The 18,810-nt window shown below is 44.2% G+C and carries 17 protein-coding genes and 1 pseudogene; 7 read left to right on the forward strand and 11 right to left on the reverse strand.

The window, feature by feature from the left end; genetic code table 11:
* Positions 1-7: 7 nt before the first annotated feature.
* The 3 genes and pseudogenes from cdaA to ftsH form a co-directional block, all read right to left on the reverse strand.
* Entirely contained in the window at positions 8-748 is a 741-nt protein-coding gene (gene cdaA / locus NT178_10895) for a diadenylate cyclase CdaA (protein ID MCX5813037.1), read from the reverse strand.
* Positions 749-799: 51 nt separating this feature from the next.
* Positions 800-1,463, reverse strand: a pseudogene (folP, locus tag NT178_10900) (dihydropteroate synthase).
* Between the two features lie 16 nt (positions 1,464-1,479).
* The gene (ftsH, locus tag NT178_10905; GenBank protein MCX5813038.1) at positions 1,480-3,291 is read right to left on the reverse strand and encodes an ATP-dependent zinc metalloprotease FtsH; all 1,812 of its coding nucleotides are present in this window, start codon (positions 3,289-3,291) and stop codon (positions 1,480-1,482) included.
* 146 nt (positions 3,292-3,437) lie between these two features.
* Here ftsH and rplM point away from each other — a divergent pair, with 146 nt between their 5' ends.
* The 4 genes from rplM (at position 3,438) to NT178_10925 (ending at position 5,950) form a co-directional block, all read left to right on the forward strand.
* Complete coding sequence (gene rplM / locus NT178_10910; GenBank protein ID MCX5813039.1) at positions 3,438-3,884, forward strand: 50S ribosomal protein L13; 447 nt, start codon at positions 3,438-3,440, stop codon at positions 3,882-3,884.
* Positions 3,877-4,269, forward strand: a complete 393-nt coding sequence (rpsI, locus tag NT178_10915; protein ID MCX5813040.1) for a 30S ribosomal protein S9 — start codon at positions 3,877-3,879, stop codon at positions 4,267-4,269. The genes rplM and rpsI overlap by 8 nt, the downstream gene beginning before the upstream one ends.
* A gap of 9 nt (positions 4,270-4,278) precedes the next feature.
* Positions 4,279-5,301, forward strand: a complete 1,023-nt coding sequence (argC, locus tag NT178_10920; protein ID MCX5813041.1) for an N-acetyl-gamma-glutamyl-phosphate reductase — start codon at positions 4,279-4,281, stop codon at positions 5,299-5,301.
* Between the two features lie 163 nt (positions 5,302-5,464).
* Positions 5,465-5,950 (forward strand): response regulator, encoded by a 486-nt coding sequence (locus tag NT178_10925; GenBank protein ID MCX5813042.1) that lies wholly within the window; start codon positions 5,465-5,467, stop codon positions 5,948-5,950.
* Positions 5,951-6,429: 479 nt separating this feature from the next.
* Here the strand turns inward: NT178_10925 and NT178_10930 are convergent, their stop codons facing one another.
* Positions 6,430-7,452 (reverse strand): SPASM domain-containing protein, encoded by a 1,023-nt coding sequence (locus NT178_10930; GenBank protein MCX5813043.1) that lies wholly within the window; start codon positions 7,450-7,452, stop codon positions 6,430-6,432.
* Between the two features lie 300 nt (positions 7,453-7,752).
* On the opposite strand from NT178_10930, the gene NT178_10935 reads away from it, so the two are divergent.
* The gene (locus NT178_10935; GenBank protein ID MCX5813044.1) at positions 7,753-8,451 is read left to right on the forward strand and encodes an RluA family pseudouridine synthase; all 699 of its coding nucleotides are present in this window, start codon (positions 7,753-7,755) and stop codon (positions 8,449-8,451) included.
* A 330-nt stretch (positions 8,452-8,781) separates the two neighbouring features.
* The gene (locus NT178_10940) at positions 8,782-8,982 is read left to right on the forward strand and encodes a hypothetical protein (GenBank protein MCX5813045.1); all 201 of its coding nucleotides are present in this window, start codon (positions 8,782-8,784) and stop codon (positions 8,980-8,982) included.
* Positions 8,983-9,042: 60 nt separating this feature from the next.
* On the opposite strand, the gene NT178_10945 is transcribed toward NT178_10940, so the two are convergent.
* From NT178_10945 to NT178_10975, 7 genes are read right to left on the reverse strand one after another with little or no spacing between them, the layout of a single operon-like run.
* Entirely contained in the window at positions 9,043-9,459 is a 417-nt protein-coding gene (locus NT178_10945) for a secondary thiamine-phosphate synthase enzyme YjbQ (protein ID MCX5813046.1), read from the reverse strand.
* Positions 9,460-9,462: 3 nt separating this feature from the next.
* A complete protein-coding gene (locus NT178_10950) occupies positions 9,463-10,506 on the reverse strand; it encodes a hypothetical protein (protein ID MCX5813047.1) in 1,044 nt (347 codons plus the stop codon).
* Entirely contained in the window at positions 10,503-11,678 is a 1,176-nt protein-coding gene (locus NT178_10955) for an MFS transporter (protein ID MCX5813048.1), read from the reverse strand. The genes NT178_10950 and NT178_10955 overlap by 4 nt, the downstream gene beginning before the upstream one ends.
* A gap of 3 nt (positions 11,679-11,681) precedes the next feature.
* On the reverse strand, positions 11,682-13,133 hold the full coding sequence (locus tag NT178_10960) for an FAD binding domain-containing protein (GenBank protein MCX5813049.1): 1,452 nt from the start codon (positions 13,131-13,133) through the stop codon (positions 11,682-11,684).
* Positions 13,130-15,433 carry a xanthine dehydrogenase family protein molybdopterin-binding subunit gene (locus NT178_10965; protein ID MCX5813050.1) on the reverse strand — a complete coding sequence of 768 codons (2,304 nt, stop codon included), beginning with the start codon at positions 15,431-15,433 and terminating at the stop codon, positions 13,130-13,132. Before NT178_10965 ends, NT178_10960 begins: the two co-directional genes overlap by 4 nt.
* Before the next feature lie 4 nt (positions 15,434-15,437).
* The gene (gene hisC / locus NT178_10970) at positions 15,438-16,550 is read right to left on the reverse strand and encodes a histidinol-phosphate transaminase (protein MCX5813051.1); all 1,113 of its coding nucleotides are present in this window, start codon (positions 16,548-16,550) and stop codon (positions 15,438-15,440) included.
* Complete coding sequence (locus NT178_10975; protein MCX5813052.1) at positions 16,543-17,823, reverse strand: hypothetical protein; 1,281 nt, start codon at positions 17,821-17,823, stop codon at positions 16,543-16,545. The genes hisC and NT178_10975 overlap by 8 nt, the downstream gene beginning before the upstream one ends.
* A gap of 317 nt (positions 17,824-18,140) precedes the next feature.
* Between NT178_10975 and NT178_10980 the strand changes: the two genes are divergently transcribed.
* Positions 18,141-18,785: a DedA family protein gene (locus NT178_10980; GenBank protein ID MCX5813053.1), complete on the forward strand. Its 645-nt coding sequence runs from the start codon at positions 18,141-18,143 to the stop codon at positions 18,783-18,785.
* Positions 18,786-18,810: the final 25 nt, after the last annotated feature.

The following is an 18,810-nucleotide window of genomic DNA, read 5'->3' on the forward strand; positions in this document are numbered from 1 at the left end:
ACGACATTTATCCCAAAAATTCCTTCAGCATCTTCTTTAGGTCATCGCCGCTGATTTTTGTGAATATCTCACCTTTATGGGCATATGAAATCCAGCCCTTCTCTTCCGAAACCACTACAGCAACGGCATCCGTTATCTCTGTAATGCCGATAGCAGCCCTGTGTCTTGTACCGAATGCCTTATCAAGATCATCCTTTAATGTCAATGGAAGGATACAGCTTGCAGCCCTGATCCTCCCCTCTCTGATTATCAGCGCACCGTCATGGAGAGGCGCTGTTTGTTGAAAAATGCTCAATATCAGCTCTGTATTTACGCTTGCATCCATTTTTATGCCAACTTCCATGAATTCTTCAAGTCCGATCTCACGTTCAAGAACAATGAGCGCCCCCGTCTTCCTTTTGCCCATAATTATGCATGCATTGGAAAGCTCGTCGTAAAACATCGTCTCCTCGACATATGTAATCTTTTTAAAAAAAGGGCTTCTACCGAGGGCCAGAAGCATCCTCCGTATGTCGTTTTGAAATATCACTACAATAACAAGTATTATTGAACCTACAAAGTTGTTGAAAATCCATCCGAGAGTAAAAAGCTCAAGTTTTTTCGAGAAATAAAAGACAAAAAAGATCATAATAAAGCCTATAATGAGCTGTATTGCCCTTGTCCCTTTTATCAGCAGGAACATCCGGTAAAGAATAAAAGAAACTATTAAAATGTCTAAAAGATCCTGCCAACGAATGGTTGGTATCATAACTTTATATCCTTTAAACTGCCGGTGATAAAACAGTCAGCATCTTAACGGCTATGAATTCATTATAGCAGAAACAAGCTTCACAACCTTTTTTGCCTTCTTCACATCATGGACCCTGACAATATTTGCCCCGTTCCAGGCTGATATGGCAATGCTTGCAAGCGTGCCTTCAACCCTTTCCTGGAGCGGAGAATCCGTAATGTGTCCGATGAAAGACTTCATTGATGTACCCATAAGGATCGGCCTTCCCAGTTCTTTGAAATCACCGAGTTGCCTGATGATTCTCAGATTATCTTCAACCCTTTTTCCGAAGCCGATGCCAGGGTCAAGTATGATGTGTTCTTCATTAACTCCATGCTTCCGGGCGAATGCCATCCTTTCAACAAAGAATGCCTTTATTTCAGATATGACATCTTCATATTGGGGATTTTGCTGCATATCCTTCGGCGTCCCTTTTATGTGCATGATAATCGCATACATGTTGAGTTCAGCCACAGTTGCCGCCATATCCGGATCAAACATGAATCCGCTTATGTCGTTTATGATAATCATCAACAGAAATAAGTTCCGAAAAAGGTCTTGTGGATTCTCCCCCAATATCTATAATATCCGCCCCGTCTTCAATCATTTGCAGGGCATATGTCATGGCATCTTCTATTGTGAAATATCTCCCCCCATCATAGAAGGAATCCGGGGTAATATTCAAAATCCCCATTATGAGAGGACTTCCGTTACACTGTATCTCCCTGACCATGTATGCTTTCCTTGATTATTACGTCCAGTTCCTGTCCGTCAAGGGCTTCCTTTTCTAAAAGGTTGTTGGCAATGTTATTCAAGGCGACAATATTTTTAACAAGCATCCCCTTTGCCCTCTCATGACAATTGTTAATAATCCTCCTCAGCTCTTCGTCTATTTCCTGTGCAGTATTTTCACTGAAGTCTCTGTGACGGCCGATCTCTTTACCGAGAAAAATGTGCTCCTCTTCCTTCCCGTAACTTAATGGTCCGAGCTTTTCACTCATACCCCATTCGCATACCATCTTTCTTGCTATCTTCGTTGCACGCTCTATGTCATTCCCTGCGCCTGTCGTAGAATGATTGAGAACAATCTCCTCCGCTACCCTTCCGCCAAGCAGGATCGTAATATTATCGAGCAGATATTCCTTTGAGTATGTATGCCTTTCGTCTATGGGCAACTGCTGTGTGAGACCCAGCGCTCTGCCCCTTGGAATAATCGTTACTTTGTGTATAGGATCTGAGTTCGGGATCATCTTTGCTACAAGGGCATGTCCAGCCTCATGAAATGCAGTGTTTCTCCTCTCCTGTAAAGGTATTATCATGCTTCTTCTTTCAACGCCCATGAGCACTTTATCTTTTGCATGTTCAAAATCATCCATTTCTATGTCTTTCTTATTTTTCCGTGCAGCAACAAGGGCAGCTTCATTCACGAGATTTTCAAGGTCGGCCCCGGTAAAACCCGGTGTTCCCCTTGCGATAATGGAAAGGTCAACATTGGCGGCGAGTACAGTCTTCCGCGAATGCACTTTAAGGATCGCCTCTCTTCCCTTAACATCGGGGATGGATACGACAATCTGTCTGTCAAACCTTCCGGGCCTCAAAAGTGCGGGGTCAAGTACATCAGGTCTGTTTGTTGCAGACATTACGATTACCCCTTCATTCGATTCAAAACCATCCATCTCCACAAGGAGCTGGTTCAATGTCTGCTCCCTTTCATCGTGTCCCCCGCCAAGACCAGCGCCCCTGTGTCTGCCGACTGCATCTATCTCATCAATGAATATGATACAGGGTGCATTCTTTTTTCCTTGATTAAATAGATCGCGCACACGTGAGGCGCCAACGCCGACAAACATCTCGACAAAATCAGAACCGCTTATGCTGAAAAACGGCACATTTGCCTCTCCTGCTATTGCCCTTGCAAGGAGTGTCTTTCCGGTGCCGGGAGAGCCGACAAGCAACACACCTTTGGGGATCCGCCCGCCGAGTTTTGTAAATTTTTTAGGATCAACCAGAAATTCTATGATCTCCTGAAGTTCTTCCTTTGCTTCTTCTACCCCTGCAACATCCTGAAACGTTACCTTATTTCCTTTATTTGTAAACAACCTTGCCTTGCTTTTGCCAAAGGCCATTGCCTTGCCGCCGCCGGCCTGCATCTGTCTCATAAAAAAGATCCAGACGCCTATGAGCAGGAGCATGGGGAACCAGGATATTAATATATTCTGCCACATGCCTGATTCCTCATCCGGTTTTGCATTGATTTTGACGCTGTGTTGTCTCAGGATTTTTACAAGTTCAGGGTCATCAGGGGCATAACTTTTAAACTCTTTTCCATCCTTATAAGTACCGAGAATGTTCTTTCCCTGAATTGTCACGGAAATGATGTTGTTTGACTGGACAGCTTCTACAAAGTCACTGAAGATGACCGTATCGTAGGCCTTTTTTGGTTTATAATAGATATTAAAAATAAAAAGCCCCAGCAGCACGATAAATAACCATATAAAAATATTTTTATTCACAGGATTCATGTTCACATTTTTCGACATGCATTTTTTTAACATAAAACCCCTATACTATCAATCAATTTAACGATTATTTGAGGGATAATGAAGTTTTGCTTGACTTAAACAGCTTAATATATTAATTTAGACAAATTCTTTGCAGGATAATAACTATGAAAACATTTTTTCCAAAAACTGATGAGATTTTAAGAAACTGGTATCTGGTAAATGCAGAAGACCTTACTTTGGGCAGACTTGCAGTAAAGCTGGCAACAATCCTCAGAGGGAAAGACAAACCAAACTTTACTCCGCACACGGACACAGGCGATTTTATCGTTGTCATAAATGCAGAAAAAGTCAAGCTCACAGGGAATAAGTTGTCTCAAAAAATGTACGCAAGACACAGCGGTTACCCGGGTGGTTTGAAGGTTGTAAATGCAAGGACAATGCTGAGCAAGAAGCCTGAAGATGTTATAACCCTGGCCGTAAAAGGCATGCTCCCGAAAAACATTCTCGGAAGACAGATGCTGAAAAAGCTGAAGGTTTACAAGGGTAATGTGCATCCCCACAAAGCTCAGATGCCAAAGGAATTAGAATTAAAGGAGGTAAAAGGTGCCTGAAAAAAGGTACTACGCTACCGGCAAAAGAAAGACCGCTGTTGCAAGAGTGTGGTTGAAACAAGGTGCAGGCAACTTTATCATAAACGGGAGAACAATTGATAACTATTTTCCCGTTGAAGGTCTGAGGATCATGGTAAATAAACCATTGGTGATAACAGGCCATATCGGGAAATTCGATGTTGTTGCAAATATATACGGCGGAGGTATCCCTGCTCAGGCTTGGGCTTTAGGCCATGGAATTGCAAAGGCCTTGCTGGAATTCAACAGCAATCTTAGAGCGACCCTGAAGAAACAGGGGCTCATCACAAGAGACCCAAGGGCAAAAGAGAGAAAGAAGTACGGTAAAAAGGCAGCAAGGGCAAGCTTCCAATTCTCGAAGAGATAATAATCTTCCATGTTGAAAGTCGGTATTATAGGCGCCACTGGATATACAGGGGCAACTCTTATATCACTGCTTCTGACCCACCCTGATGTAAAAATTTCGCTTATTACCTCAAATACGTACAAAGGGGAAAAACTATCCGATGTTTTCCCTGTCTTTAAAGGGGTGTTTGAGGAAACACTCGTTTCCACCAATGAAGATCATCGCGGCACATGCGATGTCTATTTTCTGGGTCTGCCCCATGGTACATCCATGGAGACTGCAGCACGCCTTTACGACGACAAAGCTGTTATTATTGACTTGAGCGCTGATTTCAGATTTGAAGATGTCGATATCTATGAAAGCGCATATGTGAAACATACTGCAAAAGAACTCATCCAACGGGCTGTCTTCGGCCTTCCTGAGATTTACCGGGATAAAATAAAGGGCGCTAAAATCATTGGCAACCCCGGTTGTTATCCGACTTCTGCCATCCTTGCGCTTTACCCCCTTTTAAAAAGAGGCCTGCTGACCGGTGACATTTTTATTGACTCAAAGTCGGGTGTGAGCGGAGCCGGCAGAGACACAAAACCCGGTAGCCTTTTTTGCGAGGTATCGGAAGGCTTCAGGGCTTATAACTTAGGAACACATCGTCATGAGCCGGAGATACAGAAGGAAGTAAGCAAGTTTCAGCCATTAAAAGTCATGTTTACACCGCACCTCCTGCCGATGAACAGGGGCATTCTTTCAACAACATACAGCAGGCTTAAAATGCCTGCGACAACAAAAGATATATTGGAACTATATAGGGAAACATACGAGAGAGAGCCTTTCATGCGTATCATGGATGAAGGGCAATATCCGGATACACGTTTTACCAGATATTCAAACTACTGCGACATAGGACTCAAGGCCTTTGATGACGGAAGAATTGTCATTATCTCCACAATAGACAATCTTATTAAAGGGGCATCAGGCCAGGCAGTCCAGAACATGAATATTGCTCTTGGTATAGACGAAGCCACTGCACTGAGGGGTATCCCCCAGTATCCATAGTCGTTGACCACAAAAAATATCAAGTTGATAATCGGAAGGAAATATTTCCCGCGATGCATCTATGTATTTTTCTCCAATAGCTGATGTTTTGATTTCAAGACTTTACAAATAAATTTATTTCTGAGATACTGTTTGTATACTTCTTTTTAGAAGGGATGATTGTATGGTTTCAAAAAAGATTAAAACAGGTAGGGAGACCATGTCTGATAAGCTGGATGTGATTATCGTAGATGATGACACGAATGTATGTAGTGTCATCAAGGAAATTGTAGAAAGATTTTATACCTGGGGTGATGTTATTGCCTTTACGGATAGCGATGAGGCAATCGCCTATTGTCGAAATATGAAGGCAGGGGTTGCGATATTCATACTGGATGTCTTTATGGGACATGAGACCGGATTCGGTTTCCTGGATGAGATTATCGATAAGTTTCCCATGGCATATGAGGACACCATTATCATGACCGGGAATGCCAGCAACGATGTGGTAAATATGTGCGTTGCATCCGATATAACCTATCTCATAGAAAAACCCATAAAGGCCTATACCTTGCAACTGGCAATCAGGGCAATTATTGCAAAATATCTGCGATTCGCTAAGAGACTTCTTCAGGACCCTGCATTAGCCGAAAGTATTGCAGGATTTTGATACCACAAAGCATTGCGGGAACCTGTAGTAACTATATTTCAAAGCTCCCGGATGACCCATTGGGTTTCGGATAATTGCCTTTTTAAAGGTCGAACACATACCAATCTCCTCAATATGTAATCAGCAAAAATAGTGCCATATAACATACTGCGGCGGGGGATGCTCTGTAAAACATTGCTGGTTGGACGAACTCAAGTGAAGTTATATATCAGTAGTATCATGAATTTACCTTCGGAAATACGTAGCTTTCTAAGTTATGTTTACAGGTAAATAAGGCTTTTTGACATGCTAAAGACAGAATCTTGACGTAAGATTAGAATTTTTATCCATACCATGTTATCCGGTAGGGACATCCTGAATAATTTAATTCAAAATTTTATATCATCATGCATTACATAGAAGGTTCAAATATAGAATTAATTACTAACCGGCGACAAAGATATTGAAGTGTTTCTGTACAGGTGCTGTTATTTCATTCTTTAAAATCCGAGAATCTTGTGACAAGTCATGCAGAACTGAGGTGGGTGCTGTTTTTTGGTAAAGCAGTCCCTGAAGTCAGTGTATTCTTTTTTGTTCCATATTGATTCAAAAGGTTCACGAAAAATATTACCAAAACTTACCTTTTCTGCAATGCACTCTTTATCACAGAATATCTTTTTGAATTTTCCGGGTACAGGCGGGTAAAGATACACACAAGGCGACACATTGCCTTCAACAGATATATAAAGATTTTTAAGAGGATTTTCGCTGCATACTGTTGTTTTGCAAGGAGTAAGATTGGGTATAGTAAGCCTGATATTCAACTGTCCGGCTCTTTTCATAACTTTTTTCAGTAATTCCTTATAGGGTTTCTCGTTTTTACAGGTAAAAACTTTTTTCTGGTTTTGAAATGAATTTGAAATCTGGATTATATTTAAAAGAATAATTTCTTGAATGCCCATTTCTTCAGCAAGATCTATAAGAACCGGCAACTCACCGATATTTTCTTTCAGCATCAGATAAACTATGTGTAATGCCGGCTTGCGGGAAAAATTATTTTTGTCGGCCAGCTTCCCTAAAAACTTAATCGAGTTAATCAATGTATGAAAATCAGAATTTACCCTTATGGCATTGTGTGTTTGAGGGGTAGCCCCCGACAGTGAAAATCCGATAAAGTCTATTTCTGCGCTTATAAGCTTTGCAGCATATTCATCAGTGAGACCCATACCGCTTGTGACAAATCCCGCCCTTGCACCTTCCTGTTTTACAAGACGTATACACTCTATTAAATCTTTATGAAGCAATGATTCCCCCCATCTTTCAAGCACTACGTTTTCCACATCTTTTAAATAAGGGAGAATCTTTTTGAAGTCATCAATATTCATGTCCCTGTGATGATCAATTTTATACTCTTCTTTTATACACATTGTGCATAGCAGAGAGCATCGCGTTGTAAGCTCAATCTGCCATGCTGAAAATTTCTGTTTTTCCCCTTGATTAAGAAGTGTCTGTAAGATGTCCATGTTTATCGTAACCTTCTTAAGTACTTCAGCTTTTCACATTTTAGCATAAGCGCAGATAATTTAAGCAATGTAATTTTTGAACGGTTTTTATACGTGATGGGGGGCTGCAAAAATATTGTCTGCCGGAGTTCCCCCGGTCCCGGATTCACCTTGACAACATACCAGAGTTGCAGGACAATATAAATAAGGAAAAATCAGAGCACGCAGCATCAGGGGCAAACCAAACTCACAGCAGAGCAGAGAGAGGGCAGGGGAAGGTCATTGAATTATTGGAGAATGTGCCCTTAATCGAAATAAATTATGAAAGAAATTAAGCCGATACCCTATAGACATAAGCCCAAGGGTTTAACTATTCTTTATGAAGACCAGGATATTATTATCATCGATAAAAGCTCAGGCCTGTTAACCGTAAAGGCAAATTATGAGAAACAAAAAACAGCTCATCAGATCTTAATCGACTATGTACGCAGGGGCAACGTCAGGTCAACAAAACAACTTTTCGTAGTACATAGGCTGGATCGCGACACTTCCGGTGTTCTCGTATTTGCCAAAAGTTATGAAGCCAAAGAAAATCTCAAACAACAATGGAAAAGTGTCGAGAAGAAATATCTGGCAGTTGTTCATGGGATATTAACTGAAAAAAGCGGGACGATCACTTCTTATTTAGCTGAAAATGATGATTATGAAGTTTCTTCGGTGCAGGATTCTGAAAAAGGAAAATTAGCAAAAACCCGTTATAAGGTTATAAAAGAATCAAAAAGATTCAGTTTGCTTGAAATTGAGTTATTAACAGGCAAAAAGAATCAGATCCGTGTCCATTTTTTTGAGAAGGGGCATCCGATAGTTAACGATGATAAATACAGTTATAAAAACAAGGTTGAAGGCCGTTTAGCTCTTCATTCACAATATTTATCTTTTAATCACCCATACAGCGGCAAAAGATTAACCTTTGAAGCAAAAGCCCCTGTTTATTTTGATACCTTTTTTGATAACCCATAAAAATTGATGCACTCGTAAAAAGTCAAAAAACCGTCACTCCCGTGAATACCCTGAAGGGTACAAGCACGGGAGTCCAGAACACATTGAAATAACTGGATTCCCACTTTCGCGGGAATGACAAAGCGACAGAAATACGACTTTTTACGAGTTCATCAAAATTTGATAACCCATAAAAAACAGATCAGGAAGATCAGGGAAAAGCCCGGTATGTGCTGTAAATGGATACGGAAGTTTAGTGCTACCATCTACATAATTTTCACATTGCCGGACAGAATGTATGGTATGATCAAAACTGGCTGATAGAAAGTCGGAAATAAGGAGTTTGTACTCATGAAAGAGTCTAAAGACAAAGAGGAACTTTACAACGAAGCGCGGATTTTACACAAATCTCTTGATGAGAAGTTGCAAATGCTACAGACAAAGCCCTACCTGACAGAAGATGAGGAACTGGAGATAAAACTCCTCAAGAAGAAAAAACTTTATTTCAAAGACATCATGGAAAAAATGAAGGAAGAACTGAAGGAAAAATAAACACAAAATATCTAATCCATTCTATTCGAACAGTTTTTAGATGATCCTTTTCCTGCCTTTTTATTCTCCTATAATCTTGACGAGGACCCGTTTTTTCCGCCTTCCGTCAAACTCGCCATAAAAAATCTGTTCCCAGGGTCCGAAATCTAATTTTCCTTTAGTGACGGCTACAACTACCTCTCTTCCCATTACCGACCGCTTAAGGTGGGCATCGGCATTATCTTCACCAACGTTATGCCGGTACCGGGAGACCGGCTCATGTGGAGCCAACCCTTCAAGCCAGTGATCAAGGTCATGATGGAGGCCGGATTCGTCGTCATTAATGAAAACAGAGGCTGTAATATGCATTGCATTTACGAGTATGAGTCCTTCGGTTATCCCGCTTTCCCTGATGCACTCCTCTGCCTGCCCTGTAATATTTATGAAGCCCCGTCTTTCCGGAATATTAAACCACAATTCTTTTCTGTAACTTTTCAATGCTTACCCCCTTATTGATGCAATTACTTGAGAGGACCAGTCGTCCTTTACGATTCTCATAATTTTCTTTGCATGTTCACTGTAAAGCTGAATGCCTTCCCAATTCGGTTTCCCCATAATCTTCTGCATGAGAAGGCCGTCTGTGCCGAACCATCCGGGCAGCACACCTCCGAGGAAATAGCCCCTCGTCCTGAGGTATTCCACAATGCTGCCGACCCATGGCCAGGAGAGTTTGAGCCAGACCTGAATAACAACGATGCCCTGATCCGGCATATCATTTGTCTGTTCGTTGAATACTGCCGGGAAATCATCGCCAGCTTCATGAACTGTCAGTCGCGCCACCTTTGCAAAGTCAAAAACCTGCTTTTTAATTTCTGTGGACAATCCCTTCCCCGGTTCCTCTATGGAGATATTGAATGTCCGCTCGTCGTTCATGTGAGTATATATATACTTCAGCGCATCTTCATACACGGGCGGCACATAAACAATTTGAGGTCTGGAACGACAGTTCCTGAACATAAGCAGACATGCAACCCTTCCTGATGCGCTTAGCTCTTTTGCGTATGCCTCGGCAGGCATAAGGTCAACTTCAAGGGCAGTGGTAATGTTTGCAAAGACCTGCCATGACTTCTGCATATAGACGTTATTACAGACAGCCTCCCCGAAAACAGCATCAATATCCATCCCGGGAGCTATAACTTCACAAACATATTGGTTTATTTTATTAATAATATTGTTTTTCCGGTATGCAGGCAACACCAGGCCCTGGCCGGCCTCATAGACCAGCGGGTTCGGACAGGAGCGGTAAAGGGCCTCGTATGCCGCCAGATCGCCCTTTGATGTCCGTGCAACAACAGGTATATTCTCAAGGGTATTAAAGGCATTGATAAGCTGATCCGGATCATATACAAGTTTTACCGGATATCCATTGCCGTAGACTGCCCTGAAAAGCCTTGCCACACCGGGGGCGTCTTCAGGCCGGAAGGTATCGATCACAAAGGACTGACCCGGTTCTATCGCCTCCGTTTGAAGTTCCTCTTGTGTCATAAAGGCCTCCTTTTTATGATTGTATGCATGAGCACGGCGGCAAATATACTCAGTATGCCGCAGAGGTAGAAAATGCTATTGTAACCCCAGCGGCCTATCAAAACTCCCCCGAGAAAAGGCCCGATAAAAAATCCGCCCTGCATCATCACAAGGGAGAGATTGAGATTAGTCCCTCTGAACCGGGGAGGGGAAAAATCAAACATCAAGGCATTAAGGAGAGGCATTACTATGCCCCATCCGAGGCCGATGAAAAAGGCAAGGATGTAGAACATGCCTGTGTTTAAGATATGGGCAACCAGTGTATAACAGAGTGCAAGTCCGGCCATGCAGAGTGCAGTAAGGGTTGCCTTATTCAGCCTGTCAAAAAAAGTTCCGCCTATGAGCCTGATGCCGATCATAACAGCAGTTGCAATGGTGAAAAAATAACCGGGGTTTTCTATGCCTTTCGTGTGACTATATTCTTTTATGAAAAAAAAGATGATCGTATATGTGCTGTATAATAAAAGATTGACAGCAAATAGAACAGCTATGCCTTTATCTTTTAGGTTGTCAAATAGCCCCTGTATGTTGATGCCCTGTTGATTGCAGGAGCGGTCCTGCCCGACAGGCTGAGAAGGTTTAATCTGAGATACCAGCGATAAAGAAAGGACCATAAGAAGCGCACTGTACATCAGGGTTGCCTGAAAATCTGCCGGTGTTTTATTTGTTGCCGTGAGAATGGGCGGTACTATTGAGTAAGGGACGAGCCTTACAATAGATACGAGCCCGAATGCCTGTCCGCTTTTTTCTGAAGGTATATAATTAACCAGCATTGCCATTATGGTAGACATTAGGCATACAAAAGCAGCGCCGTGCAGTATGCGAACGACAATGAGCGACGGAAGGCTCAATGCAAATTTGTAGGAAAACAACATGACAGCCATTCCGGATATGCTGATCAAGAGCCATTTTCTGGCGTTATTAATGTTCAGGTATACGGAAAGAAAAGGCTGGAGCACAAAACTTGCCAGAGAATCTGCGCCCATGAGAAATCCGAACCACGCAAAAGCAATGCCCAATGACTGAAGATAGTGCTGGAATTGAAAAAAGACGGCCATAATAGCGGCAGCTAAGAAAAAGATGCTGTTAAGGATCAGAAACTCTTTTTTAAACATATTTTCAGACTGTGCCATTATTTACCCAAGCAGGCGGAAAACGAGATTCCCTGCCACAGCCCGTCTGTACGCTGCACTTGCCCGTATGTCGTCAATGGGGGAGACCGTGTCTTTAATAATTGGTATCAAAGCTTTAAGCGTATTTTCGGATAAAGGTTTCCCTGTTAGCGCCGCTTCGACATCCGCAGATGTTACTATGGCAGGGCCGACGCTTCCCCAGGCAAGCCTCGCCTTTTCTATAATCCCGGTTTGTGTAGTCTTTATAAGAACTGCAAGGCTTGCAATTGATATGGCAAGGGAGCGCCGCTGCCCCACCTTTTCAAAGTGATGAATGTTATAGTCACTATAGTCACCATCTCTTTGCAGCCATACGCCGTAGAGTATTTCACCTTTTTTCAGGTTTGTTTTTCCAGGGCCGACAATAAAATCATTAATCGGCATACGTCTCGATTTATCCCTGGAGCGTATTTCCACTTCTGCATCCAGTACATATAACGGCGGCAGTGTATCGCCTGCCGGGGAAGCTGTGCAGATATTGCCGCCTACAGTGCCCATATTTCTTATCGGAGGCGAACCCAATGTTTTTAATGCCTTTATAAGTACGGGAAACCGATGCTGGATAAGGGGGTTGAACAGCAGTTGACTATGTGTGCAGCAGGCACCGATAAATACATGACCTGCGCTCTCATATATAACCTTAATCTCTTCTATCCGCTCCAGACAAATAAGAGCAGCATCATGCAATACATGAGCAGCCCTTAATTTTACAAGGAGGTCTGTGCCGCCGGCATAAAGTGTTGTGTCAGGTCGATTTTCGAGTATACACCATGCTTCATTTAGGGTTTCGGGTACAAAGGTTGTTGCCGAGGCTTGGCACTTGCCCTTTTCTACTTCAAACGGTTTAAACGGCTCGAACGGTTTAAAAGGTTCATTTGGAGTCCCCTGCACCTGCAAGCAGGTATCAGGCATAACATGTGTGCTAAATATATCCTGTACCCCGGCCTGTCCTTGGGCATTTATTTTGCGTGCTGCCCCTTCTACGGCTTCCACAATCTTCTGATAACCGGTACAGCGGCACAAGTTACCACTCAAGGCCTCCTGTATTTCTGTCCTGTCAGGTTCGGAGTTTGTCGTGAGAAGACTTGCTGCTGCCATAACCATGCCGGGGGTACAAAATCCACACTGTACAGCGCCGTATTCTATGAATGCCTCCTGCAGGGGGTGCATCTTTCCTTTTGTTGCCAGTCCTTCGACGGTTGTTATACACCGACCCTCAAGCTGGGGTGCAAGCATGAGACAGGCGAGCCTGCTTTTCCCGTCCACAAGGATCGTACAGGCCCCGCAATCCCCTGCGCCGCAGCCCTCCTTTGTGCCTGTCATGTGCATGTCTTCACGCAGAATATCTATCACCCTTGTCCTTGGGCCTGCCTCGATTTCAACGCATCTGTTGTTGAGGATGAAAGCGATCTTCAATGGGGACACCTGTTGTTTTTATTATCAATCAGCATGGTCAGCATCTTTTCACCTGTAAAGGGTGCACTGAAGGCTCTTATCCTGCATCCGTCCGCTATGGCATTTGCTATCACAGGCACGGCCCCGCTCATAGCAATCTCGCCGACACCCTTCATGCCGAAAGGCCCTGATTCTTCTTCTATTTCCACAGGGATGGATATGATTTCAGGCACATCCATCGACGTGGGAATAGTGTATGTTGCAAGGTTTTCAGTCATAATCCGTCCGTCCCGGATTTGAAAGGCCTCTGTCAGTGCATAACCGATGCCCTGGGCTACCGAGCCCTGAATCTGCTGCTCGTAGGCCTGGGGATTCAGGACCTTGCCCGCATCCGTAACTGCAAGATATTTCTTTACCTCAATGATGCCGGTCAATGTATCGACCTCCACGTATGCAAGATGCGCTCCGTAGGAATATATTAAATGGGGGCCCATATAAATGATGTCGAGTTTTTCCTGGGCTGTGGGCATCCTGAAATAGTCTGTGCAAACCCGTTCCGAATCATCAAAAAGACGTGCTATATCGATAAGAGGGATTTTCCTTCCTGATGGAGTGTGTTTTATGAAGCCCGGCTCAAGAGTAAAGTCATCTGTCGTTGACCCTTCAACGAAGGTCGGTGCCTTGTCTAATATGCGCACGCTTAAGGCGCGCGCCGCTCCTATAAGGGCATTACCGTATGTATAGGTGGTGCGGCTTGCCGAAGAGGAGCCGCAAGGCAATGTAAGTGCCGTATCCGGCAGGACCAGCTCCATCATGGACGCGTCCTGTCTCAGGATGTGACCTGCAATTTGTACGTAGGTGCTTGCGTTGCCCTGTCCCATATCTACTACGCCTGCATAAACTCTTATCTTGCCCTTATCGGTAATCTCAATCTTCGCAAATGCCTGATCCGGTACAATCGGCGGATAACCCATGGCATGGCCCATACAGGCAATGCCTACACCCCTTATTTTATGAAGCCCGGCGTTTTTCTTCCATTGATCCTTATCCTGCCACAGAGGGTGATCTGAGATTGTTTCCAGACACTGCGCCGCCCCCACGGAATGTGTAAGGGTAACGCCAAGGCTGTTTTTGTCGCCTCTTCGCACAACATTTTTAAGGCGCAGATCAAGGGGGTCCATACCGAGTTTCCCGGCCAGCATATCCATCATCTGTTCCATGGCTGCTGTTACCTGGGGCACGCCGAATCCGCGGAAAGGCCCGCCGACAGGATTATTGGTATATACGCACCAGCCTTTAATGCTTACATTGGGTATACGGTAGGCTGAGCCTGCGTGTTCTACCCCGAGGGTCATAATCTCCCCTCCGAGGGATGCATAGCCGCCGCCGTTGTAGTAAAGCCTGCATTCAAGCGCCTGGAGTTCGCCGTCAATATTTGCGCCAAGCCTGTAATACATCCGTGTTGAAAGGCGTTTTACACCAGCCAGAAAACTTTCTTCCCTATCCCACCACATCTTTACCGGCCTGCCTTGCGAATGAAGCACGGCAAGACCCAGAAGACACTGCACGGTAATGCCGTCCTTTCCGCCAAAGGCGCCGCCGAGATAGGGCGCTATTACCCGTATCTTTTCCATATCGATGCCGAGAACAGGGGCGATTTCAAAACAATCGCGGAAAGGCGTCTGAGTTGAGGCGACAATGACGATTCCCCCGTCTGTCTTCTGATATGCCCAGCCTGCTTCTGTTTCAAGATAGGCATGTTCCTGAATGGGCATGTCGAAAAAGCCTTCAACTGCCGCATAGCATCCCTGCAGGGCATCGGCCCCGATCCCGGTTACTACTGATACGGTCCTTATCACATTCCCTTCCGGGTTGTCCTCGTGCACCCTGGGGGCATTGTTGTCAAGAGCTTCCTCTACGTCAAATATCCCCGGCAATAACTCATAATCAAAAGAGATGTTTTGAATGGCCTGTGTCAGGGCCTCTTTATTCTCTGCCAGTATCAGCGCCAAAGGTTCACCGCAATGGCATATTTTTGTATCTGCAAGTACAGGCTGGTCTTTACGGATTACCCCGATTCTGTTTATGCCGGGAATATCCCTGTAGGTCATGACAGCAACCACGCCAGGGACGCTTTGCGCCTTTTGAGTATGGATATTTTTCAGCAACGCATGGGGTATGCCGGCCCTTTTTAGACCGGCCCAAAGGAATGTTTCTCCGTAGTAGTCGGCAGCATATTTTTCCTCACCAGTTACCTTGGTATAGGCATCTGCTCTTGGTGTTGTTTTGCCGACCCGAAGACATTCCTGCTTATGTGCCATAGCGTCAATCGGATGAAAGGGTATGTTTCAGGGCTGCAACAAAGGCTTCCATGGCTTCGTGTTTTCCTATGCTGACGCGTATCCAGTTCGGGAACCTGAAGCCTGTCATGCTGCGGATCATAACACCCTGCGACATAAACTTCCGGTACGCAAGGGTATCGCTCACAGGCAACTTAATCATTATGAAGCACCCCTCTCCGGATTGAACCTGAAGGCGCAAGAGCTCCAGCTCTTCTCTTAGATAGGCCTTTTCCAGTCTTATAAGGTCACGGGTAGCCTGTACGTGATTATTATCATCAACTGCCGCCAGGGCGGCATCCTGAGCCACTGTATTCACTGAATAAACCACGCATGTGCGCCGTATAACATCCACAACTTCCATGTTTCCCACGAGATAACCGATGCGTAACCCTGCGAGACCATACATCTTTGAAAAGGTTCGGAACACCACAAGGTTCGGATATTCTTCAAGGAGTTTTATCCCATCAGGGAAATCTGGGTTTTCGACAAATTCGCAATACGCCTCATCAATCACCACAATCTGACGGCCGCCTATCACATCCAGAAAACGGCGGAGCTTTGCCGCGTTCCAGTAAGTACCGGTAGGGTTGTTAGGATTACAGACAAAAAGTATCTTTGTGCGTGCGTCAATCCCTTCTAGCATACCATTATCGTCAAATCCGAAATCTTTTAGAGGCACAAGCCTTGCTTCAAAACCGGAGAATGTAGCTACCCATTCGTAGACGGCGAAGGTCTTATCGGCAGTTATAATATTATCGCCTTCCTGGCAGAAAGCTTTTATGACAAAGGCGATGACCTCGTTAGCCCCATTGCCGAATAGAAACTGGTCAGGATCAAGGCTGTACTTTTCCGCAAGCCTTTTCCTCATGTAATAAGAATCACCGCTGGGATACAGGCCGGACTTGGGAGGCCAGAAACGTCTGATAATATCCTGAGAAGCAGCCGGCGGCCCCAGGGGGTTTTCATTATTGTTCAGGCGATACAGATGGTCGCACCCATAGAGCTTCATCAGTTCCTGATCGGGTTTACTCGGGATATAGGGCTCAAACCCTTTGATGTATGCAGGGACAAGGTTGTTTAACGGAACATCAAACATGGGTCTTTATGCCACCTGTATGCTGGAAGACGACTATATCTCCCATGCCTGCATAAGGAAGAATCATTTTTGGTACAAAGTTTTGTTCCATCAATGCAGGTGATAGATTTGCCTGCCATGGACGGGCAAGATCGATCTCAAAAAGGATGTTAAGAATGCCTTCGGCTTTGAATATTTGTACATGCCGGTCAAGGATATCCGGAAAGTCTGTGCCGTCCCAGATGGCGTGCATGCTCACAAGATGCTGAGGCCTGTTAAACCTGGGGGAAATCACTGAATGATCCGGGCGTTCTTCGCCTGCATAGCTGGTTGGTATAATGTTACGGGCAAAAACAAGACGTCTGTATTCTGCCTCCAGAAACGGCAGAAGATCGGGATGCGCCCATACCTGTACACCCAAATCTTCTTTATGGTGCCGGTAGTAAAATGGCCATTGATACTTATTGTCGTCGGGCAGAAAACAATCCAGCGATCCCAATAATTCGAAATAACCTTTCGGCAATTCTGGTGTTGCAAATATATCAATCAGACAGACTGCATCGGTTTTTGCAACAGCCATGAGAAAATGATCAACCAGGCCCTCTGCCATACAGTATTCCGGGGGCTGGTTAAAAAGATAGGGCCCGAAAATCTCTATCATTTTCGCGCTAGTCTTGCGCCACACAATGCCGCCCGCCACTTCTCCTTTGCCGTCGGATGCAATAAGGACATGATAGTGGCCACTTGCAACCATATCCACTATCTTGCCGGGGCACATGAAGTCAACAGGGAAAAGGTGGCTTGGGTAATGTAAAATGGTATGAAAGGCAAAAAGCTTAAGTGTCTCGCTGTCAGGGACAACGATGTTGTAGTTTGCAAGCGGTTTCACAGCAACGGTTGCCTGTTTACCTGCCTCCGGGTAAGATTTTTCCTTCAAGAGCCCGATGCCGAGGCCTTCTCTCGCATCATGGAGCATATAGAACCTCTCAACAGACCTTGAGGCAATGATAAGGCCCATCTGCTTCAGGTCTGCCTCAGAATCAAGGGATATTTTTGCAGTGAGATTAAAGGCATGGGGGTCAAAATTCCGGGCATCGAAAAGGAACCTTATACCCGTATAATAGACGCCGTTTTCCGCCTCTACAGTAATAGTATTACCATTGTGGTCTGACTCGGAAAGATAGGCAAAAACCTCTTCACAGGCAAGCCTCAGCTTCAGCACCTCAGGAATGCCAAGCCCGAATGCCTTGGCCGATTCTTCCACAAAAGACATGGTAAGGGGGAAATATGCCATATCAAGGTATGTCTTGAGAGTAACTTTTTCAAGATGGTGCTTCAGGCAGACCTCCAATGAAACAGTATGTTATTTGAAGCAGTACATTTATACCAAGAACTGAGATTTCCGTCAATGGCTTTAGAATCGGTACGGCAATTTTTTTTCGGACTTTAGACGGCGCAGGGGAATTGCCACGATGAATGGCATTCTGTTGACTCCTTGTCGTTATCATTGTAGTATTAAATCTTAACCCTTTATTATTTGAATTATGGAGTTTTAATATTGGAATCCATTTTACAGCATTGAATCTGGAAAATAAAAAAAGAGGAATTCATATGGAATTTATTAAATATATATTGGATTTTATTTTACATATTGATGTGCATCTTGGCGCTATAATAAAAGATTACGGTCTCTGGACATACCTGATCCTTTTCATCATAATTTTTTGTGAAACCGGACTGGTAGTTACTCCATTATTGCCGGGAGATTCTCTCTTGTTTGCGGCCGGAACATTTGCCGCTATCGGATCACTGGATGTACTCTGGTTATTCATCCTTCTTTCCGCTGCTGCAATTGCAGGTGATACTGTAAATTACTGGATAGGTTGTTTTGTCGGACCAAAGGTTTTCCATAAGGATCATGTGCGCTTCCTGAAAAAGGAATATCTTGACCGTACACATCAATTCTATGAAAAGTATGGCGGTAAAACAATTATCATAGCAAGATTTGTCCCGATTATCAGAACCTTTGCGCCTTTTGTTGCAGGTATCGGCAGCATGACATACTTGAAATTCATAAGCTATAATGTCATCGGCGGCATTGCATGGATAGCCATTTGTGTTTTTGCAGGTTATTTTTTCGGCAATCTGCACTTTGTGAGAAACAATTTCAGTCTTGTGATACTTGCTATCATTATTATATCAATAATGCCGGGAGTTGTTGAGATAGTGAAGCATAAGTATGCAAGAAGGTTATAAAGTATAGGCCGGTGTTCATTCAGGA

This window comes from Pseudomonadota bacterium (assembly GCA_026388255.1).
GTDB lineage: Bacteria > Desulfobacterota > Syntrophorhabdia > Syntrophorhabdales > Syntrophorhabdaceae > JAPLKB01.